This window comes from Haemophilus haemolyticus M19501 (assembly GCF_000222025.1).
Taxonomy (GTDB): Bacteria; Pseudomonadota; Gammaproteobacteria; order Enterobacterales; family Pasteurellaceae; genus Haemophilus; species Haemophilus haemolyticus_G.
In genome coordinates, this window is the sequence record NZ_AFQO01000015.1 from 150,564 (window position 1) to 173,857 (window position 23,294).

The window sequence follows — 23,294 nt, forward strand, 5'->3', positions numbered from 1 at the left end:
CTACGCCCTTATTTCAAATAATCATTCATTATTTTTTACGTTGATCATCCACTTCAACGCCTTTTTCTGGCTTGAATTGGAACAAGCTATCAGACAAGGTTTGATTAGTAATATTACGTAAAACATAAAGATTGGTTTGACCATCTTTCTCGGTCGTACTGAAATTTCTCAATATTCCATTAACATCAACGCGAATATCAAATTGCTTAATATTGCTTGTTGATAAGGTTGGTTTTAACACAAAAGTATCCGCTTGTTGTGTTACCGTATATTGATGCCAATGGGTCTTATCATCACTGGTAAGCAACACGAAAGGCGTGTTACTTACCGCATCTTTAACCCATTGTGCCGTTACTTGTTGCACAAATGGATCATAGAACCATAAGGTTTTACCATCAGAAATAATCTGGGTTTCTTGAGGGGTTTGAGTCTCCATGCGGAATAAATTTGGGCGTTTAATTTGAAGTTTGCCACTTCCTTGTTGAACATTTTTGCCACTTCCAGAAGTCACTGTTTGCACAAATTCTGCGCTTAAAACATCGACTTTAGCCAAACGCATTTGTAATTCACTTGCCGCATCAGCCAATGCCAAATTACTCAAACCAAGCAATGCAAGTGCGGTAAATTTTAGAGTTGTTTTTTTCATTTTACTTTCCTTTTAAATTAGTATTCTGGACGACGCGATAAAATCTCACGCTTACCATTTTGCATTGGGCTGACAATCCCTTGTTCTTCCATTTGATCCATAATGCGAGCGGCTCGGTTAAAACCTACGCTGAATTTACGTTGAATAGAAGATACTGAAGTTGTACCAGTATTAATAACAAAATCCATTACTTCATCAAAGAGCGGATCTAATTCTCCACCACTTGATATTCCTTTTTCAACATTATCTTCATCATCCACACTTTCCAAAATTCCATCAATATAATCAGGTTTACCACGTGCTCGCCAATCATCCGCAATATTAATTACTTCGTCATCACTCATATAGGCTCCGTGTACGCGAATTAAATCAGATGAACCTTGTCCCGAATAAAGCATATCTCCACGCCCTAAAAGGGCTTCTGCGCCACCTTGATCAAGGATAGTGCGTGAATCAATTTTACTTGCAACGGTAAAAGCAATGCGACTTGGAATATTTGCTTTAATTAAACCAGTAATCACATCCACAGAGGGGCGTTGTGTGGCTAAAATTAAATGGATACCAATGGCTCGGGCTTTTTGTGCCAAGCGAGCAATAAGTTCTTCGATTTGCTTACCTGCTACCATCATTAGATCAGCAAACTCATCAACAATAACCACAATATAACTCAATTTTTTCAATGCGGGTGGCATTGCATCCATTGTATCGCCAGGTCGCCAAATTGGATTTGGCACTGGCATTCCCATTGCTTCATATTCATCTATTTTTTCGTTAAAGCCTTCAATGTTTCGTACGCGTAAAGCTGAAAGTAACTGATAACGACGTTCCATTTCATCTACGCACCAACGCAACGCATTAGCGGCTTTTTTCATATCCGTTACAACTGGTGTCAGTAAATGCGGAATATCATTATAAACAGAAAGTTCGACGACTTTAGGATCAATCATAATAAATTTCACATCTTCTGGTTGAACACGATAAAGTAAACTTAGAATCATCGTATTCACACCAACAGACTTACCTGATCCCGTTGAGCCGGCTACCAACAAATGTGGCATTTTCGCTAAATCAACAATCACTGCCTTTCCGCTAATATCTTTACCTAAAGCCATTGGCAAAGTGGCATGAGTATCACGGAATTCGCTGCTATCTAACACATCACGTAATGGCACCATTTGACGGTGAAGATTAGGTGTTTCAATACCAATATAAGGCTTACCAGGAATGGCCTCAGCTACACGAATTGAGCGGAACATTAATGCACGCGCCAAATCAGTATCAATACTCGTTACTTTTGACGCTTTCACCCCAGGTTGTAATTCTAATTCATAGCGAGTGACAACTGGGCCTACAAGCACATCTTTTACAGTCGCTTTCACATTAAAATTACGTAATTGTTGCTCAATACGTTGAGATGTTTCCAAAACTTCTTCTTGCGTAATATTTTGTTCCACTGCGGGGTGTTTTGATAATAACTCTAAACTTGGTAACGGTGTACTAGGCTTTTCACGTTTAGTTGTTTGCTGTTGGAATGCAGGATGAATCAAGCTACCGCTATAACCTTTATAATTAGGTGATTCCTCTTGATTTTTATCTAATTGAACATCCCTCATATCATCCTGTAAGGATACGTTAAATTTTAGTTCATCATCACCTAAACGGACTTTTTCATCAGCTTGAACATTAAAATTATTATCCGCCATTTCCGTCAAGGATTCATGAGTCGGTTTTAATGAAACTGTTGGCATTTCATCATTTGTAAGCAAGGAAACCTTAGTAAAATCATCTGCACTTTGATTCATTGAGACATTATCCTGAACAGCAGGCTTTATCGGTTTATTCCACAATGGCACAAAATCATTTTTACTTACCGTTTTTCCATGCGCGTCGCTCGATAAATTCACGCTAGGTAATGCTTCAGATTCAAACTCAAGAGAAAACTGAGGTTTTACACTCTCTTCAGGAGAAACTTCATATTCTGATTTAATCGAGACCTCTGGATTTAAACCATGAATATTAATTAAATGCGAAGGATGCTCAACTGAGTTTTCTTCTGCCTCTAAAGATGATTTTTGAGTTTCAATCTCACTATTTTGTTCTACATTAAGATTATTTTGATCTAGATTTTCTGTTTCTGAACTATCTGATTTTACAATCACGATTTGCTCTAATTCTTCCGTTGTTTTTTCTTGCTCAACACGTTCTTTCTGCTCATTTTTCATTGTCAACCAATGATAAAAGGCCACAATCAGTCGAATTAATGAGGCGCCAGAGCAAAAAATAAAACCGATTAAAGCAAATGTAAAACCAATTAAAACTGCTCCGAATTTACCTAATGCTGGATAAAGCCAATTTACAACAAGTGAACCGCCCAATACGCCACCACTTAAATAAAAGGCATTACTTTGCAAAAGCAACATACTCATTACGCAAAGTCCAATAATCAGCATTGTAAAGCCAAAACTACGTAAAATAATTCGAATACAGGAAAGATTTTTAACTGCTTTTGTTTTCAATAAATAGATTGGTACAAAAAAAGCCGTAAAAGGAATAACATGGGCGACATAGCCTAAGAAAACAAAAGAAAGATCGATAATCCACGCACCAAATGCGCCGACTTTATTAATTGTTTCACCATGCGCACCAGCCGTTGCCCAAGAATTATCAAGCGGAGTATAACTTGACCAAGCAATAATTAAATAAAGCCCGAAAAGTGCGGTCAATCCAAGTAAAAGTTCAGCTAAATACTGTCTTGGTGTAAATCGTTCTGTTATTTGTTTAATCATATTATTTCAATACAAGGAAATTGGTTTGTTTTACTTCTTCCATCACAACATAAGTGCGAGTGTCATTTACACCAGGTAAACGCAATAATGTCGTCCCTAGCAATTTTCTGTATTCAGCCATGTCAGCAACGCGAGTTTTTAATAAATAATCAAAATCGCCCGATACTAAATGGCATTCTTGAATTTCTTCCAACTCTTGAATAGCTGCATTAAATTCCTCAAATATATCAGGTTTTCCACGAACTAACGTAATTTCCACGATCACAAGCAAAGGTGCTTCCAATAATTCGGGATTCAACAATGCGCGATATCCCATAATCACACCTTGTTTTTCTAAACGTTTAACACGTTCTAAACAAGGCGTGGGTGAAAGCCCTACTTTTTTTGACAAATCAATATTAGAAATTTTACCGTTGCGTTGTAATTCATTAAGAATTTTTATATCAATCGCATCCAGCGCTTTATTCAGTTTTTTTTCCATTTTCTTATTTTTCTTTGAATAAAAAGTACGTTTATTTTAACAAATTTTGCTAACGTTTTCAGCACAACGGAATTAGATAATTCATTTCCATTGAGGCTATTAATTATCTCTAATGGAAGTATTTAGAAATTATCCAACACGGCTAACGCATCGGAAAGTTTCTTCACCGTAAAAACTTGCATATTTTCGACCGCACTTTTCGGCTTGTTACCAAAAGGAACAATAGCACGTTTAAAACCATGCTTTGCCGCTTCACTAATACGCCCTTGCCCACTTGGCACAGGGCGAATTTCTCCTGCTAATCCAACTTCACCAAAGATCACTAAATCTTGTGGCAAAGGGCGATTACGAAAACTAGAAATTAATGCAAGCAACAAAGCCAAATCCGCACTTGTTTCACTCACTTTTACACCACCCACGACATTGACAAAGACATCTTGATCGGCCATTTGCAAGCCACCATGTCGATGTAACACCGCCAATAATAGTGCTAAGCGATTTTGCTCTAATCCCACCGCAACACGGCGAGGATTCGCTAGCATTGAATGATCCACTAAGGCTTGAATTTCAACTAAAAGAGGACGCGTGCCCTCCCAAAGTACCATAACGGAGCTACCTGATGTAATCTCATCACCTCGACTTAAAAAGATCGCCGATGGATTTTTTACTTCTCGCAAACCTTGCTCGGTCATACCAAATACGCCCAATTCATTCACCGCACCAAAACGGTTTTTATGGCTACGCAAAGTACGATAGCGAGAATCGGCTTCGCCTTCTAATAGTAATGAACAGTCAATCGCATGCTCTAACACTTTCGGCCCAGCAAGGGTACCGTCTTTCGTTACATGCCCCACCATAATAATGGCGACTTGTCGGGTTTTCGCATAACGAGTGAGGAAAGAAGCGCATTCACGCACTTGAGCTACACTCCCTGGCGATGATTGAATATCGGCTAAATGCATCACTTGAATGGAATCCACCACTATAATTTGCGGTTTTAATTGATCCGCTAAATTACAAATCTGTTCCACAGAGGTTTCTGACAACATTTTTAATTGATCGTTTGGCAATCCCAATCGACTTGCACGCATCGCAACCTGTTGTAACGATTCCTCTCCCGTCACATAAAGTGCGGTCATATTTTTCGCTAAACCACACATGACTTGTAATAACAAGGTACTTTTCCCTGCACCAGGATGCCCACCAATTAAAATCGCACTGCCCGGTACAATCCCGCCACCCAGTACGCGATCCAATTCATTAAAGCCACTGGAAAAACGTGGTGTTTCTTGCAAACTAATTTCAGAGAGCGTTTGAATTTTTGCCTGAGTTTCACCTGCGTAACCACTAAAACGATCGTTTTTTGATTTCGCTGTGGAAATTAACCGCACTTCCGTGATTGTATTCCACGCTTTACAAGCCGAGCATTGCCCTTGCCAACGAGAAAACTCCGCACCACAATCGTTACATACATAAGCTGTTTTCGGGGCTTTAGCCATTTTATTCTCCGTATTTGCCGTGGGTAAGTATACCCACGGTTAATTATAGTTATAGTGGTTCCCCTTTGGGGAACATCAAACTACCCCAACGGGGTAACACTGAGATTAGCCTAGGGTATACCTACCCTAGGTCACTTTACATCCCCTCAGTTAATTATGCTTATAATGGTTCCCCCTTTGGGGAACATCAAACTACTCCAACGGAGTAGCACTGAGATTAGCCTAGGGTATACCTACCCTAGGTTACATTAAATCCCCTCAGTTAATTATGCTTATAATGGTTCCCCTTTGGGGAACATCAAACTACCCCAACGGAGTAACACTGAGATTAGCCTAGGGTATACCTACCCTAGGTCATAAGATAATTCCATTAATTTGATCATTCGCTCAAAATAAACTCGACTTTTCAAAAGTGCGGTCAATTTTTCAATAGTTTTTTCATTGTCTTTCGTTTCACTATGAAAACGAATCAAATCACGAATTTCAGCAAAAATTTTCTGATTGCTTTCTAACAAAACTGGTAAGAGCGTTTCTTTTTGTTTTTCTGTTGCCACCGCTTCTAGGATTTTTCCATTTTCATCATAATAATGATAAAGATTAAAAAATGCCCCGACTCGCTCTACTGTTTTCATAAAATCTTGGCTAAAAAGTGCGGGAGAAAAGGATAAAGTTTCTTCCAAAAGTTTCTGTTCCATTTTCAACACGGAATTAAATTTTGCACAAAAATTTACCGCACTTTCTTCTCGTTCTTCTTTTAAGAAATCACGCCATTTATTTAGCCAATCCGTCAAAAATTGTTTTGAGCCCAGCAAATAACCCCGCTTCGCTTTACTTGCGCTACTAAAATAAATATCTCTTTCGAAAGGCAAAATTTCCACAAAATCAAAAAGATCCTGCACATTACCAGATTTCAATTCAAACTCTATTTCACAAATAGGTTGCTCAAATTCGCCTGCAATAATTTTACCTTGATCGAACGCCACTTCAATTTTGGATTGTTGAAATTCAACTAACCAAAAAGTGCGGTTAAAATCTGTGGAGAAAATAGGTTGTAGTGTAGAGCTAGGTAATTGTTCAAAAGGATAAAGTTCTCTTAATTGGTCATTGGTTGGCATTTCTTTTTCGGTTAATGGTAAATTATATTCTGGACGACTATGCAATCCACCAACAACTTCGCCGTTAGTTTTAAGCGTTAATGTAAGTTCCTGATCTTCTTGACGAATACGTAATCCTATTTTTTGTTTAGCAAGAAAATGATCGGGATAATCATAATAAGTATTACCCAAAAATAAATCTTGATAATCTAAAATCGTAAATTTTGCAAGATATTGTGGCAATTCAATACCTATTTGTGGCGAAATCGCCAATTTTAATTCAATTTCTTGTAACATAATATTCTCCACTTAAATTAACTGGTTAAATATACAATACAATAGAAATAAATCAAGATTTTTGTGGTGTTTTACTTTACATATTAAATAGCTATAAATGAATTTTTATTTATTGTGATTAAAATATTGCGGCTTTTAAATAAAAAAATAATCCGAAAAACATAAACAAATTTCATCGGATAATATTGATAATTTTAAATAACAAAGCCAGATTAAAATGTGAATATTTACTAATCTAAATTAGCAATAATTGTGAAATGTCAATTAAAACAAGTAAGATGAAAATATGAATATTTTCATCTTACTCAGCATTTTCAAAAATTTTATCTTTGTTCGGGGTAAATTACTTCAGATGTAACCCATTTCATCCATACTTGCTCTAATAATGGGATTATTGAGGTACTGTCTTCAACCATTGTATTAAGAGCAGACAAAACATTTTCTAATGAATTTGGTTGTTCTTGTAGATAACTTAACAACCAGTAATCTAACTCTGAAAGGATTTGTTGCTGAATACTAAAATCACTATCACGCCATATAATAGCTTGAATTGGCGTGTCATCAAATTGTTTAAAGTCACTTGATAAAAAATCCACGTCATAACTTTTTAAATAAGCTACACCAGATAATTGCATTACGCTATGTCTATTCCACTCAAATTTTTCAGGCACTTTGGCTAAAGAAACTTCTGCGAGTAATTGTGTATTTTCAAAATCCATCAATGCCAGTATATTGGCGTCAAAACTCTCTTTTTCTTGACAAAATAAAAGAAATTCTCCTGCAATATCTTGAAAATAAGGCGAATGTGATTTTCCTGTTAATACAAACGTTTCTTTTGCCTGAGACCAACTCTCAGCAGAAACGTGTTTAGGTGCTTCAACAAAACAGCGGTCAATAAAACCAAAGATGTTATTTCGAACTAAGCGAGCATAAACCGCGAGGCGATTCGGAGCATAACCATTTAGAGGTTGAGCATGAGCCAATCGAACGGCTGTGGCAAGTGCTTTTTGTGTTTCAATAAGCGAAGGTTTAGGCTGCATAGGAAATTACCTCTTTTTGAGCATATTTTTGCTGTAATTGTGCAATATGTTCAACTTCAGCATAAAGTTCTGCAAATGGAGGGAAATTGAAATCACGCTCTAATAATGTTGGCGGAATGACGGGTAGTCGTTGATAGGCATATTCTAATAAATCCCACACAGTACCTTTTACTGCCTCACCGTGCGTATCAATTAATAACTCTGGTAAATAGCGATATGCCCCTTTTATTTTATTAAATGATTCTCCTTCTAAATCCTCCACAACTTGTGCCGCAGAATGTTCTTCATCGTGCCCTGCAATATGAATGTAATTAACACGTTTAACATCCACTTGATCTAAAAAGACATAAGGATCAAGCAATCCGTGATTAACACCATTAACATAAATATTATTTACATCTAAATGAATGCCACAATCAGCCTCTTGTGCGATAGCATTTAAAAATTCCACTTCATTCATTGTGCTAGTAGGAGAATGCAAATAATAAGAAGTATTTTCTAATGAAATTTGTAATCCTAAGAAATCTTGCACATAGCGGATTCTCTGTGCTACGTGTTTTACAGCTTCTTCTGTAAATGGCATAGGTAATAAATCATATAAATGCCCTTCACATTCACAATAACTCAAATGTTCAGAAAAAAATGTCGAATTATATTGAGTCATTAATGCTTTAGTATTTTTTAATAACTCGCGATCAAGTGGAGCTTGCCCACCTAATGAAAGTGATAGTCCGTGTACCGCAAGTGGATATCTTTCCGCTGCCTGATCAAATTTATAACGAGCAGATCCTCCCATTTTTACCCAATTTTCTGGAGCAACTTCCATAAACTGAATCGCATTATTTGATGATAAATTCAAAAAATCATTTGCTAAATCTCGACGATACCCTAATCCTGCACCTTGTAACATAATTATTTACTCCTTTTAATACAACACTGGCGTAAATTTACACCAGTGTTATGTATGGCATCTAGATTTAAATACGATTATTTAGAACCGCATTTACCTTCACCACATTTACCTTCTGCAGCTTTTGGTTTGCTCGCACCGCATTTACCTTCACCACATTTACCTTCTGCGGCTTTCGTTTCGTTTGCACCACATTTGCCTTCTCCGCATTTACCTTCTGCAGCTTTTGTTTTCACACATTTATCACCCACACAAGGTGTTGCAGCTTTATCTGTACTGCTTGATTTTGACTCAGCATGTGCTGCTGTCGCTACTGCCATCGTTAATGCACTTGCTAATGCTGTTAATGTTGCTAATTTTTTCATTTGAATAATCTCCTAGAGTTTGAATTTTGAATAAATAATTAGAGAAATTTCAACCAGCTTTTAGTTGGATAAACCTTCTTAATAAGCGTGTCTAAAGAGAGTTTCCCTGCTCCCTGCGTAATTAAGATTAATAAAGTCACCACATAAATTAATGGTAATTTATAACCATTATCACATACGTTATAACCTGAATCGGCGTGAATGCTATACCACGCGACAGAGATTAAAATCGTTAAACTTAATGCACTAAAACGTGTTAACACCCCAAATATCAGCAAGAATGGGAAAATTAATTCTGATCCCATTGCAACGTGCCAATTAATATCGGCTGGAATAAGATTAAATGGAAAAGGAAAACGATCTTGTATTTCAGCGAACCAATTTTGTCCATTCCATTTTTCTAATCCTGCTTCAAAAAACTCCCACGCGAGAAAAAGGCGTAAAATCAATAAACTTACGCCACTGCCGATACCTTGCATCTTACAATCCTTCATTTTTTTACCTTTTAAATTTTCTCGCTTTTAAAGCGAAAAGTGTATTGAGTTACTCATCTTACCACACTAGGAAATATTACCCAGTTATTTAGTTAGTCGAAGATAAACCTTTTTTCTTACAAATTTTTTTGAAAAATTTTAACTATCAACAAAAATCGGGTAATATGCGCACGAATTTTTAACCCCTTAATTTGGAGTAAATCACTTATGGCAATGAATAATATTCTCGGATTATTTGCCCATTCGCCTTTAAAACCATTGCAAAAACATTCGGAAAAAGTCACTGAATGTAGCGATCTTTTAATTCCTTTTTTTGAAACAACCTTCTCAAAGAATTGGGAAAAAGCGGAAGAAAAACGCTTAGAAATCTCTCAGCGTGAACGTGAAGCGGATAGCTTGAAACGTGAGATTCGTTTGAAATTGCCACGTGGTTTATTCTTACCTATCGATCGTACTGATTTATTAGAATTAGTCACGCAACAAGATAAACTTGCCAATTATGCCAAAGATATTGCAGGCCGTATGATTGGTCGTCAATTTGGTATTCCTGAAGAAATGCAGGAAGAATTCTTACATTACGTAAAACGTAGTTTAGATGCCATTCACCAAGCACATCGAGTAATTGAAGAAATGGATCAACTTTTGGAAACTGGTTTTAAAGGTCGTGAACTCAAATTAGTTAATGATATGATTCAAGAACTTGATTCAATTGAAGATGATACTGACCAAATGCAAATCAAATTGCGTAAAATGCTTTACACTATTGAGAGCCGTTATAACCCAATTGATGTGATGTTCTTATATAAAATTATTGAATGGGTTGGCGTTTTGGCTGACCAAGCACAACGTGTTGGCTCGCGTATAGAATTAATGCTCGCACGTTCATAATCAACAAAACATAGGAAATAAACTATGGAAATTATTAGTCAATATGGTTCTTGGTTGGTGTGGATCACAGCAGCCTTTGGCTTTTTTATGGCATTCGGAATTGGAGCGAATGATGTATCAAACTCAATGGGAACATCCGTAGGATCTGGTACCGTAACAGCCAAACAAGCAATTATTATTGCGTTAATTTTTGAATCAGCTGGTGCCTATCTAGCTGGTGGTGAAGTAACAGAAACCATTAAAAGTGGTGTAATCGATCCAATGCAATTTGTCGATACGCCAGATATTTTAGCTCTAGGTATGCTTTCAACCTTATTTGCATCGGGTGCTTGGTTATTTATTGCAACCAAAATGGGATGGCCAGTTTCAGGTACTCACACTATCATCGGTGCAATTATTGGATTTGCCTGTATTACGATTGGTCCTGGCGCAGTAGATTGGTCAAATATTGGCAGCATTGTTGGTAGCTGGTTCATCACGCCTGTCATCGCGGGTATTTTGGCTTATGCAATCTTTGCAAGTACGCAAAAACTTATTTTCGATACCGAACAACCACTAAAAAATGCACAAAAATATGGTCCTTATTATATGGCGATTACTGTATTTGTGCTTTGTATCGTAACCATGACAAAAGGTTTAAAACACGTTGGTTTAAATCTTTCAGGTAAAGAAACGCTACTTATTTCACTTGTTATCAGCCTTATTGGCATGCTATTTTTCCACTTCTATTTTAAAAGCAAAACCTTCACTCAATCAGCAAACAAAGGCACTTTTGGTGCAGTAGAAAAAGTCTTCAGTATTTTAATGTTATTAACCGCCTGTGCGATGGCTTTTGCTCATGGTTCAAATGATGTAGCCAATGCAATTGGCCCTCTTTCAGCGGTTGTATCAATCGTAGAACAAGGTGGCAAAATTGTTTCAGGCGGAACCTTAACTTGGTGGATTTTACCACTAGGTGCATTAGGTATTGCTGTGGGCTTAATTACTATGGGACAAAAAGTAATGGCGACTGTTGGATCTGGGATCACCGATTTAACGCCAAGCCGTGGCTTTGCCGCTCAATTTGCCACCGCGATGACCGTTGTAGTTGCATCCGGTACAGGCTTGCCGATCTCAACAACACAAACTCTTGTTGGGGCAATTTTAGGTATCGGTTTTGCACGCGGTATCGCTGCACTGAATTTAACGGTTATCCGAAACATCATTAGTTCTTGGATTGTCACATTACCAGCTGGCGCATTTTTCGCCATTATTATTTTCTATGTGCTAAGAACTATCTTTAATTAATTGATCTCAATAAAAAGTGCGGTTAATTTTAACCGCACTTTTGTTGTGATGTTTAAGGGAAAAAATGAAAAAGATCTATAAAGCCTTAATCTCATCTTTACTTTTAAGCACTTCAATAAGCATTGCTTATGCAGAAACCCAATATGTTACTGAAAATTTAAGTACTTTCTTACGCCGAGGTGCCGGTGAACAATTTAAGATTGCAGGTTCAATTCAAGCGGGCGAAGCGGTGAACGTATTAGATCGCCAAGGCAAATACACACTCATTCGCGACAATAAAAATCGTGAAGCTTGGATTTTAAATTCAGACTTAAGTAGCACGCCAAGTAGTAAAGAAGAAAATCCAAAATTAAAAGCTCAAGTTCAAGAATTAACCTTAAAACTTAGTCGTTTAGATGGCGATTGGCAACAGCGTACCGTCGAAATGCAACGTCGAACCAAACAAGCTGAGCAACAAAGTGCGGATCTTTTAGAACAAAATTCACAATTGAAACGTGAACTTGAAATGACCAAAAATAAAAATCGTGATTTAGAAGCGATGCTTGATGCAGGTAAACGAGAAATTGCGATCCAATGGTTTATTTATGGCGGTTCAGTATTGGGCGTAGGCTTACTCTTCGGCTTGCTTATTCCTTATGTATTACCAAAACGTCGCCGTCGTGATGGTTGGGTATAATCACGAATGAAAGTTTATTTGGTTGGTGGAGCTGTTCGCGATCAATTATTGGGTTTACCCGTAAAAGATCGTGATTGGATTGTAGTTGGCGCAGACCCCGCTACGCTACTCTCTCTCGGTTATCAACAAGTAGGCAAGGATTTTCCGGTTTTTCTCAATCCTAAAACGAAAGAAGAATATGCGCTTGCCCGAACGGAACGTAAATCTAGCTCAGGTTACACTGGCTTTATTTGTGATTTCTCCCCAACAATCACATTAGAACAAGATTTAATTCGACGAGATCTCACCATTAACGCGATGGCTCAAAGAGAAGACGGTGAAATTATCGATCCTTATGGTGGAAAACAAGATTTAGAAAATCGAATTTTGCGCCATATTTCTCCCGCTTTTTCAGAAGACCCTTTACGAGTATTACGCGTAGCACGCTTTGCAGCCCGTTATCATTCCCTCGGTTTTAAAATCGCATCGGAAACTCTATCCCTAATGGCAGAACTTGCCCAATCGGGAGAATTACAATATCTCACGGCGGAACGCGTTTGGCTAGAAACAGAAAAAGCCTTAAACGAAAAAAATCCTGAAATTTATTTTGAAACCTTACATAAAACAGGCGCATTAAGCGTTTTATTTCCTGAAATCGATGCCCTTTATGGTGTGCCAAATCCAGTAAAACATCATCCAGAAGTGGATAGTTTTATTCATACCATGTTGGTATTAAAACAAGCGGTTAATTTGACTGAAAATAACCCTATCCTAAATAAAAGTGCGGTCCGTTTTGCCGCAATTTGTCATGATCTTGGCAAGGCTCTTACACCTCAAAATATTATTCCTCATCATTATGGGCATGAACAAGCTGGCATAAAACCAACGAGATCATTGTGCAAACGCTTGAAAGTTCCAAGTTATTTTCAAGAACTTGCAGAACTGACTTGTGAATTTCACACGCATATTCACCAAGCCTTTGAGCTTCGAGCTGAAACCGTCATAACGTTGTTTAATCGTTTTGATGTGTGGAGAAAACCACAACGCTTTCAAGAATTTCTACAAGTATGTCTAGCTGATACTCGAGGTAGAACAGGTTTTGAAAATAAAGACTATCCACAAATAGATTACATCAATCAATTATTACAAGCGGCAAATGAAGTAGATGTACAGCAAGTTATTGCAGATGGATTTGAGAAACAAGAAATCAGAAATGAATTGACGAAACGAAGAATCTTAGCGGTTAAACAAACAAAAGCGAATTACCAAAAAATTAACAAATAAAAGTAACTTTACTCAATTAAACTAAATCCTTAAAATACGCAAGCTTATTAACTTGATGAATAATATGAAAACGTTTAAATTTCTCACCGCACTTTTTGTAACCAGCATACTAACTGCCTGTACAATGGATGCTGAACGTCCAGTTAACGTGCAATATATCGATAAAACGGATGCCACATGGCAACAGCATCTACAAAAGATTCAAAAAATTCAATCCTATCAAGCTAAAGGACAAATTGGTTATATCAGTCCTACAGAACGCTTTTCTAGCCGCTTTGAATGGCAATACCAAAATCCAAAATCTTATACGCTTAAACTCTATTCTTTAATCAGTAAATCTACCCTTTGGATTCAAATGCATCAAAGCGGGATGACAATTTCCGATAACAACGGCAATCAACAATCTGCAGCCAATGCCAAACTGCTATTACAAGAGATCATTGGCATGGATGTGCCATTAGAACATTTAGCTTATTGGCTGAAAGGCCAACCGGCAATAAACGCGGATTATCAAGTTGGCACCAACCATTTACTTGGCGCATTTACTTATCATGTGGATGGTTCTCAATGGACAGCAGATTATCTCACTTATCACTCAAATAATTCGATGCCTGAAAATATTTTGCTAAAAAATGACAGCACGAAACAAACTCTAAAAATTCGCGTGGATGAGTGGATTTACTAATGAATACATTAATGAAATCACATCAATTTTCTACCGCACTTTGTCAAAATACAACACAATCAAATGGGAAGCCATTGCGCTTCCCTAGCCCAGCCAAACTGAATTTATTTCTTTATATCAACGGAAAATTGCCAAACGGCTATCATGAATTACAAACACTTTTCCAATTTTTAGATTTCGGCGATTGGTTAGAAATGAGTATTCGAGAAGAAGATAATCAAATTACTTTAACCCCAGAAATTCCAAATCTAAAAACGGAAGATAATCTAATTTATCGAGCAGCAAAACTTTTACAAGAAAAAGCCAATATTCAATTGGGTGCAAATATTCATTTAGACAAAATTCTTCCAATGGGAGGCGGTGTTGGTGGTGGTTCATCCAATGCAGCAACCGCATTGGTCGCGTTAAATTATTTATGGCAAGCCAATTTATCCATTGATAAACTGGCAAAATTAGGATTAACACTAGGCGCTGATGTGCCAATATTTGTACATGGACACGCTGCTTTTGCTGAAGGTGTTGGGGAAAAAATCACTTATTGTGAACCTACCGAAAAATGGTTTGTTGTATTAAAACCCGATGATTCAATATCGACGGCTGTGATATTTCAAGATCCAAATTTACCACGTAATACACCGAAAAAATCTCTAGAACAACTTTTGAGTGAACCTTATGTAAACGATTGCGAAAAAGTTGTGATAAATCATTATTCAAACGTTGAAAAAGCGCTAAACTGGTTGCTACAATATGCGCCGGCAAGATTAACAGGAACGGGAGCATGTGTTTTTGCTGAATTTGATAATGAAGCAGAAGCGCAAGCGGTATTTAGACAAAAACCAGAAGAATTTTTTGGCTTCGTCGCTAAAGGACTCAATGTTTCTCCCTTGCACTCAATGTTGAAGCAGCTATCATCAACTTATACTCATCGACAATCTAAACCTGAGGTTTTATAAAATGCCTGACATTAAACTCTTCGCGGGTAATGCAACACCTGAACTTGCAAAACGTATTTCTGAACGTTTATATATTTCACTAGGCGATGCAACGGTCGCACGTTTCAGCGATGGTGAAATTCAAGTTCAAATCAATGAAAATGTGCGTGGTGCGGATGTATTTATCATCCAATCAACTTGTGCGCCAACCAATGATAACTTGATGGAATTGATTGTGATGGTAGATGCATTACGTCGAGCATCTGCTGGTCGTATTACTGCCGTGATTCCTTATTTCGGCTATGCTCGCCAAGATCGTCGTGTTCGTTCTGCTCGTGTACCAATTACCGCTAAAGTTGTAGCTGATTTACTTTCAACTGTTGGTATTGACCGTGTATTAACCTGCGACCTACACGCAGAACAAATCCAAGGTTTCTTTGATGTTCCAGTGGATAATGTATTTGGTTCTCCAGTTTTAATTCACGATATTTTGAAAAAATCTGATCTTGAAAACCCTATCGTTGTTTCTCCAGATATTGGCGGTGTTGTACGTGCTCGCGCTGTGGCTAAATTATTAAACGATACGGATATGGCTATTATTGACAAACGTCGCCCTCGTGCAAACGTAGCACAAGTAATGCATATTATCGGTGATGTTGCAGATCGTGATTGTATTTTGGTAGATGATATGATTGATACTGGCGGTACGCTTTGTAAAGCCGCTGAAGCATTAAAAGAACGTGGTGCAAAACGCGTTTTTGCTTATGCAACTCACGCTGTTTTCTCTGGTGCAGCAGCCAAAAACTTAGCCAGCGATGCCATTGATGAAGTTGTTGTTACCGATACTATTCCTCTATCAGAAGAAATGCAAGCGATCGGTAAAGTTCGTGTATTAACACTTTCTTCTATGCTAGCTGAAGCCATTCGTCGCATTAGCAACGAAGAATCTATTTCTGCGATGTTTAACTAAATTAAAATTTCAATAAAAAATACCGCACTTTTATTGCCAAAGTGCGGTATTTTTTTATTTACTTTATTTAACTGTATCTACTTTATTCAACCGTTACACGCGCAAATTTTCGTTTACCCACTTGGTAAACATTTGTGCCTTTTGGTGCATTGTCTTTCACGTTATCGACTTTTTCGCCGTTGATTTTCACGCCGCCTTGTTGAGCAGAGCGAATTGCTTCTGAAGTGGAAGGCACAAGTCCCGCTTCTTTTAATAAAGTAGCTAAACCTATTTCGCCAGAAAACGTAAATTCAGGCATTTCATCAGGCATTGCGCCTTTTTGGAAACGATTAATAAATTCTTGTTCTGCTGCATTTGCTGCTGCTTCGTTGTGGAAACGTGCAATTAATTCTTTTGCTAATAAGATTTTTACATCACGTGGATTTTTTCCGTTTTCTACTTCCGATTTTAATTGTGCAATTTCGCTTAATGGGCGGAATGAAAGAAGATTATACCAATCCCACATCAGTTCATCGGAAATGGACATCACTTTACCGAACATATCGCTTGGTGCTTCTGTTACGCCGATATAGTTACCAAGTGATTTGGACATTTTTTTCTCGCCATCTAAGCCAACGAGCAATGGAAGTGTAATCGCAACCTGTGGTTTTTTGCCTGCTGATTTTTGTAGTTCACGACCAACAAGTAAGTTGAATTTTTGGTCTGTACCACCTAATTCCACATCTGCATCTAATGCAACGGAATCGTAGCCTTGTAGTAATGGGTAAATAAATTCATGGATGGCAATAGGTTGGTTATTACCAAAGCGTTTTTTGAAGTCATCACGTTCAAGCATACGCGCAACCGTGTAGTTGCTTGCAAGGCGAATCATACCTTCCGTACCAAGTTTGCTTAACCATTCAGAGTTGAAGACGATTTTGGTTTTTTGTGGATCGAGAATTTTATAAATTTGCTCTTTATAGGTTTCAGCATTACGCAATACATCTTCACGGCTAAGTGGAGGACGTGTGGCATTTTTGCCCGATGGATCGCCCACCATTCCAGTAAAATCGCCAATTAAGAAATAGACTTCATGACCGAGTTGTTGAAATTGACGTAATTTGTTTAATACAACAGTATGTCCTAAATGAATATCTGGTGCGGTTGGATCTGCGCCTAATTTTACTTTTAATGGGCGATTTTCTTTCAGTTTTTCGATTAAATCCGCTTCTGAAAGGATTTCATCAGTACCACGCTTTAGTTCCGCGAGAACGGTATTAATGTCAGTCATTATTATTTCCTAAATTATGTTTTAAAGGTTTTATTATAGGGATTCTTAGCAATTTGTGAATAAAAAAAACGCCTATTTGTGGGGAAATAGGCGGGAATGTTGGAGTGATTATCTAATATTGTTGTTGGAATGATTAGATGATAATTGTTATCAATAACCTTGTCAATAACTAAATGAAAATAATTATCAAAAAAATATTATTTTATATAAGGCACCGATTCTGTCAAAGAAAGTGCGGTAGGAATTTCATTAGAAATTTCAAATTGTCCCGCATAAGCATAGGCTTCAACACCTTGTTCCATTGCTTCTTTTAATAAGCGATCATATTCAGGATCAATATATTCCGCGATTTTGAAGCGATCAAAACCATTATGTAACCCAGCAAACAGCACTACTGCTCGATGACCTTGTTTTTTCATTGCCAATAATTCTCGAACGTGTTTTTGTCCACGCGTAGTAACCGCATCGGGAAACATACCTAAATTTCCTTTCACTAAAGTGATTGATTTCACTTCTACATAACAATCAGGCAAACCCTCGCCTTTTAGTAAGAAATCAATGCGGCTATTTTCCTCACCGTATTTCACTTCAGGGTAAATTTCATCATACATTGCCAATTCTTTGATTTGCTTATTTTGCAATGCTTCAAAGACAAGCTGATTAGAACGATGGGTATTGATACAGCAAAGTTGTCCATTTGCGAGTTGAGTGAGTTCCCAAGAATGGGGATATTTTCGAGTTTGACTATCGGAATGTGAATACCAAATGGTATCGCCTTTTTCACCGCAGCCAGTCATCGCACCTGTATTGGCGCAATGAATTGTCATCACATCACCTGTTGGCAATTCAATATCCGCAAGAAAGCGTTTGTAACGACGAATTAATTTTGCCGATTGTAAAGCTGGAAGTTGCATAAAGTTCCTTATTTAAGTTTTTCTAAACGTTGTAAAATAGCGTTATCGCTCATAGCTTGCATTTTTTTCATTCTCAAAGAAAGCAAGATTGCGGCGAAAGTGAGTGAGACCACAAAGGCAATCCAGAAACCTTTCGCATCAATGTGTGGCACAAGCCAATCTGTACGACCGAGCGTATAACCAAGTGGCACACCAATTACCCAATAAGAGAAAAGGGTAATGTATAAAATGACTTTAGTATCTTTATAGCCCCGTAAAATGCCACCAACTACCATTTGAACGGTATCTGAAAATTGATAAAGTGCGGCAAATAATAATAAATTTGCCGCTATGACGATGACAATTTCATCGGTTACGAAAATAGAGGCAATTTCATAACGGAAGAAAATCGTAATTAATGCGGTAATGATTGTCACCGTTAGCCCTAATAATAATGCGGCATAGCCCATTTTTTTCGCATTTTGTGGTGAACCAGCTCCCAATGCTTGTCCGACTAAAATCGTTGTTGCCATACCAATTGACAGGGGGAACATAAAAATGAAAGAGCTGGTATTCAATGTAATTTGATGGCTCGCCACAATAGCTGAGCCTAGCGGAGAAAGCATTAACGAAGTGAGGGCAAATAACGCCACTTCACAACAAAGTGCAATAGCAATGGGCAAGCCTAAACGCAGTAGTTTTTTAAGGGTTTTGGGATTCGGCATTTCAATTAATTGGCTAAATACTTTTAGCGAACGTTCTTGGGTATTCGTGTAGGAATAGAACATCATCATTAAGCACATTGCCCAGTTCACAATCGCTGTCGCAATACCACAGCCCACTGCACCAAAAGCAGGCATGCCAAATTTTCCATAAATAAAAATGTAATTAAGCGGAATATTCAGCAGTAAACCTAAAAAGGTAATGACCATTGCAGGCTTGGTTTTGGCAATCCCATCATTTAAACAACGAAAATTAATCAGCATTAAATAAGCAGGTAATCCCCACAACATGGCGTGTAAATAATCGCGTGCTAAATCTGACATTTTGCTTTCCATTTGCATATATTGCAGCGGGATTTCACAGAAATAAATCAGCAAACCTAAAGGAATACTCACGCCTAACACAATCCAAATACCTTGGCGAACTTGATGGGCAATGCGATGGCGTTGGCCAGAACCGTTTAGGTAAGAAATAGTCGGTGGCAGCGCCAATAATAAACCTTGACCGAAAAGCACCAATGGCATCCAAATAGATGCGCCGACAGAAATCGCTGCCATATCAGTAGAACTCACTCGGCCAGCCATAATGGTATCCGCTAATCCCATTGAGTTTTGGGCGATTTGCGCTAACAAAATGGGTAAAGAGATTTTAATTAATTTTTTAATATCAGCGTGATATTGGGATAAAAGACCAAAATTCATAAATTTGATATACTAAGAAAAATTTTTAGAAAAGGAGAAAATATGTTTACCGGAATTGTACAAGGCACAGCGCCTATTCATTCAATTACAGAAAAGGCTAATTTTAGAACACAAGTGGTAAAATTACCACCTGAAATGCGTAAAGACTTAGAAATTGGCGCATCGGTGGCAAATAATGGTGTATGTTTAACCGTGACTGAAATTAACGGCGATCTCGTTAGCTTTGACCTCATGCAAGAAACCTTAAGAATTACGAATCTAGGCTTGTTGAAAGTAGGCGATCATGTGAATATCGAACGAGCCATGCAAATGGGAACCGAAATCGGCGGGCATTTGTTATCTGGTCATGTATATTGCACCGCAACCATTTCAGACATTATTGCCAGTGAAAACAACCGACAAATTTGGTTTGAACTGCCAAGCGCAGATGTAATGAAATATATTTTAACGAAAGGATTTGTTGCCGTAGATGGTATTAGCCTCACTATTGGTGAAGTAAAAGGCACGCAATTCTGCGTGAATTTAATTCCTGAAACTTTGCAACGAACCTTAATGGGGCAACGTAAAGTGGGCGATATTGTGAATATTGAAATCGATCCGCAAACACAAGCCATAGTAAATACGGTGGAAAATTATTTAAAAGCGAGAAATTTATAGTCTATTGAAATAAAAGAGCGGTTAAAAAAACACAGAATTTTTTAACCGCTCTTTTGTTTGATTACTTTGCTTATTTTTTCGATTTTTTCCATTTCCAGAAAAGAAATAGGGCAAGTAAAGCGATAAGCACATAAATCACTATTTGGCCTTTTTGAATTTGAGCATGTAACCAGTCTAAATTTTTTGCGCCCAGTTCGCCTAAATATACCCAAATTGGCACAGAAATAATGGCAGCACAGAAATCAATTAAGACAAAACGTGTGTAACTTACACGGCGAGTAATGCCAGAGACCATATAAATTGGAGCACGCAAACCAGGTAAAAAACGTGCGACAAATAACACTCGGTTGCCATATTGGCTGAATTTTTCACGCACCATTCTTAAACGTTGTAATGTCACGATTTTACGCATTGGGCGGAAACGTAAAATTTTTGTGCCATAAATACGACCAAGCCAATACATGCTAGAATCGCCCGCAAGTACACCAATCATACTGACTAGCAACATCAAATGTGAATTAACGCTTTCTGGATAAAGCCCAGCAATGACACCGCCAGAAACTAACGTAATGTCCTCAGGAATCGGCACACCAAATCCGCAAATAATTAAAACAAAAAGAACAGCCCAATAGCCGTAATCAGTAAAAAATCCAATTAGAAATTCCATAATCTTCCTACTTTATTTTTTAATGAATATCGTAAAAAACTGCTAAGCATTCTAATCTTTTCAGGGTAAAAAACCTAGAAAAAGTTTGCTTTGAAAAGAGGGATATTCTATAATTCACCGTCTCAAAGCGTGGCTCAGTGCTTGTCTTTGAGACCAATATTTGGAAAATTGCTGGGTCGCCTGCAATTTTCTTTCTTTTAACATTAATTTAAAGAGAACATTAAAATGGCATTTAAATTTAACGCTGAAGTTCGTACAGCGCAAGGTAAGGGTGCGAGCCGCCGCCTGCGTCATAGTGGTCAAATTCCTGCAATCGTTTACGGTGGCAGCGAAGAGCCAGTTTCAATCATCTTAAACCATGATGAATTAAACAACGCGCAAGCACATGAATCTTTCTATTCTGAAGTAATCACTTTAGTGATCGGTGGTAAAGAAGTTGCAGTTAAAGTACAAGCAATGCAACGTCACCCATTCAAACCAAAATTGGTTCACATTGACTTCAAACGCGCGTAATTCACAAGTTTGAACAAAGTAAAAAAAGCTAAGATATCAGTCTTAGCTTTTTTGTTCTGAGTATTTTAATTATTTCTCAATAAATACCTAAACTTTAATTTTTTATCAAATAACGTTTTAAATTTTCAACAACAAATTCTAATTCTGCTTTTCCATAGTTTGCCTGAAATTATAAAAAAATCACCCCAGCCTTTCGACAAGCCTCCCGTTTCACTGCATCACGCTTCGCCGCATTATCCTGATAATGTCCCTGCCCTTGATATTCAATTACTATTACGGCATAGCCGTTCTTATCTACAATCAAAAAATCTACTCGTTTACTATTTATCGCAAAATGGGCCTCTTTATCTATTGATTCTAAAAACTCTCCCATTGAAACCTGAGTAAATAAACGGAACTCTTGATAACCTTTAGATAACAACTTTTCTAAACGAAGAAAAAGTTGATATTCACTCTTATTCATCAAGGCTTTTCTTTTATACTTACTCAATATGACGACATCAAGATGATCATTTTTATTCACAATATTAATTTTGTTTTCTGTCGAAAGATAAAAACGACTCTTCTTTGCATTACGACGAGTTGATCTCGATTTAGATGAAAATAAGCCAATTAGAAATAAAATAACAAAAATGAAAATAATGATGTATTGTAAAGAAAATTCCATATTGCTCTCCTAAATGAACAGGAAAACAAGATAGCATTAATAGAATATTACTTCATATTACAAATAAACGTGTTTGAGATCTGGATCGTAAAAACAACCTTAAATAAGGCAAAAACTAGCTTTTATTAGAACTATGAGAATTTAAAAAATATGGCTGGGGTACTAGGATTCGAACCTAGGGATGCCGAGATCAAAACCCGGTGCCTTACCGCTTGGCGATACCCCAACAGAGAAATCTTTAATTAGATATAAAGAAGATTTATTTGATAGTATGGCTGGGGTACTAGGATTCGAACCTAGGGATGCCGAGATCAAAACCCGGTGCCTTACCGCTTGGCGATACCCCAACTACTATTTGACTTACAAAGCGATAAATGGTGCGGGACGAGGGACTTGAACCCACACACCTCTCGGCGCCAGAACCTAAATCTGGTGCGTCTACCAATTTCGCCAGTCCCGCAAATTTGGTGGCTACAGCGAGATTCGAACTTGCGACCCCAACATTATGAGTGTTGTGCTCTAACCAACTGAGCTATGTAGCCATTACCTTAATTTGCCTAACCATATCGGCTTTGCGGGGCGTATTATGCTGATTTTGGCGATACTCGTCAAATACTTTTTTTAAAATATTTGGATTTTCCCTTTCATTTGATTATTAATAAAACACATCAATTATTTTTTACGCATTTATAGTCTGAATTCCCAACGAGATTATTCGTTTTACGCTTTAATTTTTCTCTCTTGTCATAATCAGATTTATGACAAAGATCATGTCTAAATATAGTTGTGTTTAAAAAACAAACACTCTATAAATTTTAAACAAAAATCTATTTGACAATAAAAAGCTAACTCGTTATTTGTATAGCTAATTATATAAAAAAACACACAAC

23 protein-coding genes and 4 tRNA genes are annotated in these 23,294 nt (G+C 37.4%); 9 read left to right on the forward strand and 18 right to left on the reverse strand.

Annotation, left to right across the window (positions count from 1 at the left end):
• Window positions 1–28: 28 nt before the first annotated feature.
• The 9 genes from lolA to GG9_RS01370 form a co-directional block, all read right to left on the reverse strand.
• Complete coding sequence (gene lolA / locus GG9_RS01410) at window positions 29–646, reverse strand: outer membrane lipoprotein periplasmic chaperone LolA (RefSeq protein WP_005632462.1); 618 nt, start codon at window positions 644–646, stop codon at window positions 29–31.
• 17 nt (window positions 647–663) lie between these two features.
• Entirely contained in the window at window positions 664–3,432 is a 2,769-nt protein-coding gene (locus tag GG9_RS01405; RefSeq protein ID WP_005632463.1) for a DNA translocase FtsK, read from the reverse strand.
• A 1-nt stretch (window position 3,433) separates the two neighbouring features.
• Window positions 3,434–3,913: a leucine-responsive transcriptional regulator Lrp gene (gene lrp, locus GG9_RS01400; protein ID WP_005632464.1), complete on the reverse strand. Its 480-nt coding sequence runs from the start codon at window positions 3,911–3,913 to the stop codon at window positions 3,434–3,436.
• 122 nt (window positions 3,914–4,035) lie between these two features.
• Window positions 4,036–5,412 carry a DNA repair protein RadA gene (gene radA, locus GG9_RS01395; RefSeq protein ID WP_005632465.1) on the reverse strand — a complete coding sequence of 459 codons (1,377 nt, stop codon included), beginning with the start codon at window positions 5,410–5,412 and terminating at the stop codon, window positions 4,036–4,038.
• Between the two features lie 344 nt (window positions 5,413–5,756).
• Complete coding sequence (locus tag GG9_RS01390; protein WP_032825142.1) at window positions 5,757–6,803, reverse strand: CYTH domain-containing protein; 1,047 nt, start codon at window positions 6,801–6,803, stop codon at window positions 5,757–5,759.
• 323 nt (window positions 6,804–7,126) lie between these two features.
• Window positions 7,127–7,843, reverse strand: a complete 717-nt coding sequence (locus tag GG9_RS01385; protein WP_005632467.1) for an HvfC family RiPP maturation protein — start codon at window positions 7,841–7,843, stop codon at window positions 7,127–7,129.
• Complete coding sequence (locus GG9_RS01380) at window positions 7,833–8,753, reverse strand: HvfB family MNIO-type RiPP peptide maturase (RefSeq protein WP_005632468.1); 921 nt, start codon at window positions 8,751–8,753, stop codon at window positions 7,833–7,835. Before GG9_RS01380 ends, GG9_RS01385 begins: the two co-directional genes overlap by 11 nt.
• Before the next feature lie 77 nt (window positions 8,754–8,830).
• Window positions 8,831–9,118, reverse strand: a complete 288-nt coding sequence (gene hvfA / locus GG9_RS01375) for an oxazolone/thioamide-modified RiPP metallophore HvfA (RefSeq protein WP_005632469.1) — start codon at window positions 9,116–9,118, stop codon at window positions 8,831–8,833.
• A 38-nt stretch (window positions 9,119–9,156) separates the two neighbouring features.
• Entirely contained in the window at window positions 9,157–9,597 is a 441-nt protein-coding gene (locus tag GG9_RS01370; protein ID WP_005632470.1) for an HvfX family Cu-binding RiPP maturation protein, read from the reverse strand.
• 222 nt (window positions 9,598–9,819) lie between these two features.
• On the opposite strand from GG9_RS01370, the gene GG9_RS01365 reads away from it, so the two are divergent.
• The 7 genes from GG9_RS01365 (at window position 9,820) to GG9_RS01335 (ending at window position 16,313) form a co-directional block, all read left to right on the forward strand.
• Window positions 9,820–10,500, forward strand: coding sequence for a TIGR00153 family protein (locus GG9_RS01365; protein WP_005632472.1), 681 nt, complete (start codon window positions 9,820–9,822; stop codon window positions 10,498–10,500).
• 24 nt (window positions 10,501–10,524) lie between these two features.
• The gene (locus GG9_RS01360; RefSeq protein WP_005632473.1) at window positions 10,525–11,787 is read left to right on the forward strand and encodes an inorganic phosphate transporter; all 1,263 of its coding nucleotides are present in this window, start codon (window positions 10,525–10,527) and stop codon (window positions 11,785–11,787) included.
• 64 nt (window positions 11,788–11,851) lie between these two features.
• Entirely contained in the window at window positions 11,852–12,463 is a 612-nt protein-coding gene (locus GG9_RS01355) for a TIGR04211 family SH3 domain-containing protein (RefSeq protein WP_005632476.1), read from the forward strand.
• Between the two features lie 6 nt (window positions 12,464–12,469).
• Window positions 12,470–13,726, forward strand: a complete 1,257-nt coding sequence (locus GG9_RS01350; RefSeq protein WP_005632478.1) for a multifunctional CCA addition/repair protein — start codon at window positions 12,470–12,472, stop codon at window positions 13,724–13,726.
• 64 nt (window positions 13,727–13,790) lie between these two features.
• Complete coding sequence (lolB, locus tag GG9_RS01345; RefSeq protein WP_032825167.1) at window positions 13,791–14,411, forward strand: lipoprotein insertase outer membrane protein LolB; 621 nt, start codon at window positions 13,791–13,793, stop codon at window positions 14,409–14,411.
• Window positions 14,412–14,422: 11 nt separating this feature from the next.
• A complete protein-coding gene (ispE, locus tag GG9_RS01340) occupies window positions 14,423–15,364 on the forward strand; it encodes a 4-(cytidine 5'-diphospho)-2-C-methyl-D-erythritol kinase (RefSeq protein ID WP_032825168.1) in 942 nt (313 codons plus the stop codon).
• A gap of 1 nt (window position 15,365) precedes the next feature.
• Window positions 15,366–16,313: a ribose-phosphate pyrophosphokinase gene (locus GG9_RS01335; RefSeq protein WP_005632481.1), complete on the forward strand. Its 948-nt coding sequence runs from the start codon at window positions 15,366–15,368 to the stop codon at window positions 16,311–16,313.
• A gap of 82 nt (window positions 16,314–16,395) precedes the next feature.
• On the opposite strand, the gene tyrS is transcribed toward GG9_RS01335, so the two are convergent.
• The 3 genes from tyrS to hmrM form a co-directional block, all read right to left on the reverse strand.
• Window positions 16,396–17,583: a tyrosine--tRNA ligase gene (tyrS, locus tag GG9_RS01330; RefSeq protein ID WP_005632482.1), complete on the reverse strand. Its 1,188-nt coding sequence runs from the start codon at window positions 17,581–17,583 to the stop codon at window positions 16,396–16,398.
• Between the two features lie 197 nt (window positions 17,584–17,780).
• Window positions 17,781–18,497 carry a DNA/RNA nuclease SfsA gene (gene sfsA / locus GG9_RS01325; protein WP_005632483.1) on the reverse strand — a complete coding sequence of 239 codons (717 nt, stop codon included), beginning with the start codon at window positions 18,495–18,497 and terminating at the stop codon, window positions 17,781–17,783.
• An 8-nt stretch (window positions 18,498–18,505) separates the two neighbouring features.
• Window positions 18,506–19,900: a sodium-coupled multidrug efflux MATE transporter HmrM gene (gene hmrM / locus GG9_RS01320; protein WP_005632485.1), complete on the reverse strand. Its 1,395-nt coding sequence runs from the start codon at window positions 19,898–19,900 to the stop codon at window positions 18,506–18,508.
• Between the two features lie 42 nt (window positions 19,901–19,942).
• Between hmrM and ribE the strand changes: the two genes are divergently transcribed.
• Complete coding sequence (gene ribE, locus GG9_RS01315; RefSeq protein ID WP_005632486.1) at window positions 19,943–20,557, forward strand: riboflavin synthase; 615 nt, start codon at window positions 19,943–19,945, stop codon at window positions 20,555–20,557.
• A 70-nt stretch (window positions 20,558–20,627) separates the two neighbouring features.
• Here the strand turns inward: ribE and GG9_RS01310 are convergent, their stop codons facing one another.
• Entirely contained in the window at window positions 20,628–21,224 is a 597-nt protein-coding gene (locus GG9_RS01310; RefSeq protein ID WP_005632488.1) for a DedA family protein, read from the reverse strand.
• Between the two features lie 225 nt (window positions 21,225–21,449).
• Here GG9_RS01310 and rplY point away from each other — a divergent pair, with 225 nt between their 5' ends.
• Window positions 21,450–21,737 carry a 50S ribosomal protein L25 gene (gene rplY, locus GG9_RS01305; protein ID WP_005632491.1) on the forward strand — a complete coding sequence of 96 codons (288 nt, stop codon included), beginning with the start codon at window positions 21,450–21,452 and terminating at the stop codon, window positions 21,735–21,737.
• A 169-nt stretch (window positions 21,738–21,906) separates the two neighbouring features.
• Here rplY and GG9_RS01300 read toward each other — a convergent pair whose 3' ends face one another.
• The 5 genes from GG9_RS01300 to GG9_RS0108940 all read right to left on the reverse strand — a co-directional run bounded on the left by GG9_RS01300 (window position 21,907) and on the right by GG9_RS0108940 (window position 22,946).
• On the reverse strand, window positions 21,907–22,404 hold the full coding sequence (locus GG9_RS01300; protein WP_005632494.1) for a DUF2726 domain-containing protein: 498 nt from the start codon (window positions 22,402–22,404) through the stop codon (window positions 21,907–21,909).
• 151 nt (window positions 22,405–22,555) lie between these two features.
• Window positions 22,556–22,630: transfer RNA gene (locus GG9_RS0108925), tRNA-Gln, on the reverse strand.
• A gap of 46 nt (window positions 22,631–22,676) precedes the next feature.
• Window positions 22,677–22,751 (reverse strand) — tRNA-Gln (locus GG9_RS0108930).
• Between the two features lie 28 nt (window positions 22,752–22,779).
• A tRNA-Leu gene (locus GG9_RS0108935) sits at window positions 22,780–22,864 on the reverse strand.
• A gap of 5 nt (window positions 22,865–22,869) precedes the next feature.
• A tRNA-Met gene (locus GG9_RS0108940) sits at window positions 22,870–22,946 on the reverse strand.
• Between the last annotated feature and the right edge of the window lie 348 nt (window positions 22,947–23,294).

Bases quoted from the DNA above. Each gene is read 5' to 3' on its own strand.
- lolA (WP_005632462.1), bottom strand. From the start codon at position 646: ATGAAAAAAACAACTCTAAAATTTACCGCACTTGCATTGCTTGGTTTG.
- GG9_RS01405 (WP_005632463.1), bottom strand. From the start codon at position 3,432: ATGATTAAACAAATAACAGAACGATTTACACCAAGACAGTATTTAGCT.
- lrp (WP_005632464.1), bottom strand. From the start codon at position 3,913: ATGGAAAAAAAACTGAATAAAGCGCTGGATGCGATTGATATAAAAATT.
- radA (WP_005632465.1), bottom strand. From the start codon at position 5,412: ATGGCTAAAGCCCCGAAAACAGCTTATGTATGTAACGATTGTGGTGCG.
- GG9_RS01390 (WP_032825142.1), bottom strand. From the start codon at position 6,803: ATGTTACAAGAAATTGAATTAAAATTGGCGATTTCGCCACAAATAGGT.
- GG9_RS01385 (WP_005632467.1), bottom strand. From the start codon at position 7,843: ATGCAGCCTAAACCTTCGCTTATTGAAACACAAAAAGCACTTGCCACA.
- GG9_RS01380 (WP_005632468.1), bottom strand. From the start codon at position 8,753: ATGTTACAAGGTGCAGGATTAGGGTATCGTCGAGATTTAGCAAATGAT.
- hvfA (WP_005632469.1), bottom strand. From the start codon at position 9,118: ATGAAAAAATTAGCAACATTAACAGCATTAGCAAGTGCATTAACGATG.
- GG9_RS01370 (WP_005632470.1), bottom strand. From the start codon at position 9,597: ATGCAAGGTATCGGCAGTGGCGTAAGTTTATTGATTTTACGCCTTTTT.
- GG9_RS01365 (WP_005632472.1), top strand. From the start codon at position 9,820: ATGGCAATGAATAATATTCTCGGATTATTTGCCCATTCGCCTTTAAAA.
- GG9_RS01360 (WP_005632473.1), top strand. From the start codon at position 10,525: ATGGAAATTATTAGTCAATATGGTTCTTGGTTGGTGTGGATCACAGCA.
- GG9_RS01355 (WP_005632476.1), top strand. From the start codon at position 11,852: ATGAAAAAGATCTATAAAGCCTTAATCTCATCTTTACTTTTAAGCACT.
- GG9_RS01350 (WP_005632478.1), top strand. From the start codon at position 12,470: ATGAAAGTTTATTTGGTTGGTGGAGCTGTTCGCGATCAATTATTGGGT.
- lolB (WP_032825167.1), top strand. From the start codon at position 13,791: ATGAAAACGTTTAAATTTCTCACCGCACTTTTTGTAACCAGCATACTA.
- ispE (WP_032825168.1), top strand. From the start codon at position 14,423: ATGAAATCACATCAATTTTCTACCGCACTTTGTCAAAATACAACACAA.
- GG9_RS01335 (WP_005632481.1), top strand. From the start codon at position 15,366: ATGCCTGACATTAAACTCTTCGCGGGTAATGCAACACCTGAACTTGCA.
- tyrS (WP_005632482.1), bottom strand. From the start codon at position 17,583: ATGACTGACATTAATACCGTTCTCGCGGAACTAAAGCGTGGTACTGAT.
- sfsA (WP_005632483.1), bottom strand. From the start codon at position 18,497: ATGCAACTTCCAGCTTTACAATCGGCAAAATTAATTCGTCGTTACAAA.
- hmrM (WP_005632485.1), bottom strand. From the start codon at position 19,900: ATGAATTTTGGTCTTTTATCCCAATATCACGCTGATATTAAAAAATTA.
- ribE (WP_005632486.1), top strand. From the start codon at position 19,943: ATGTTTACCGGAATTGTACAAGGCACAGCGCCTATTCATTCAATTACA.
- GG9_RS01310 (WP_005632488.1), bottom strand. From the start codon at position 21,224: ATGGAATTTCTAATTGGATTTTTTACTGATTACGGCTATTGGGCTGTT.
- rplY (WP_005632491.1), top strand. From the start codon at position 21,450: ATGGCATTTAAATTTAACGCTGAAGTTCGTACAGCGCAAGGTAAGGGT.
- GG9_RS01300 (WP_005632494.1), bottom strand. From the start codon at position 22,404: ATGGAATTTTCTTTACAATACATCATTATTTTCATTTTTGTTATTTTA.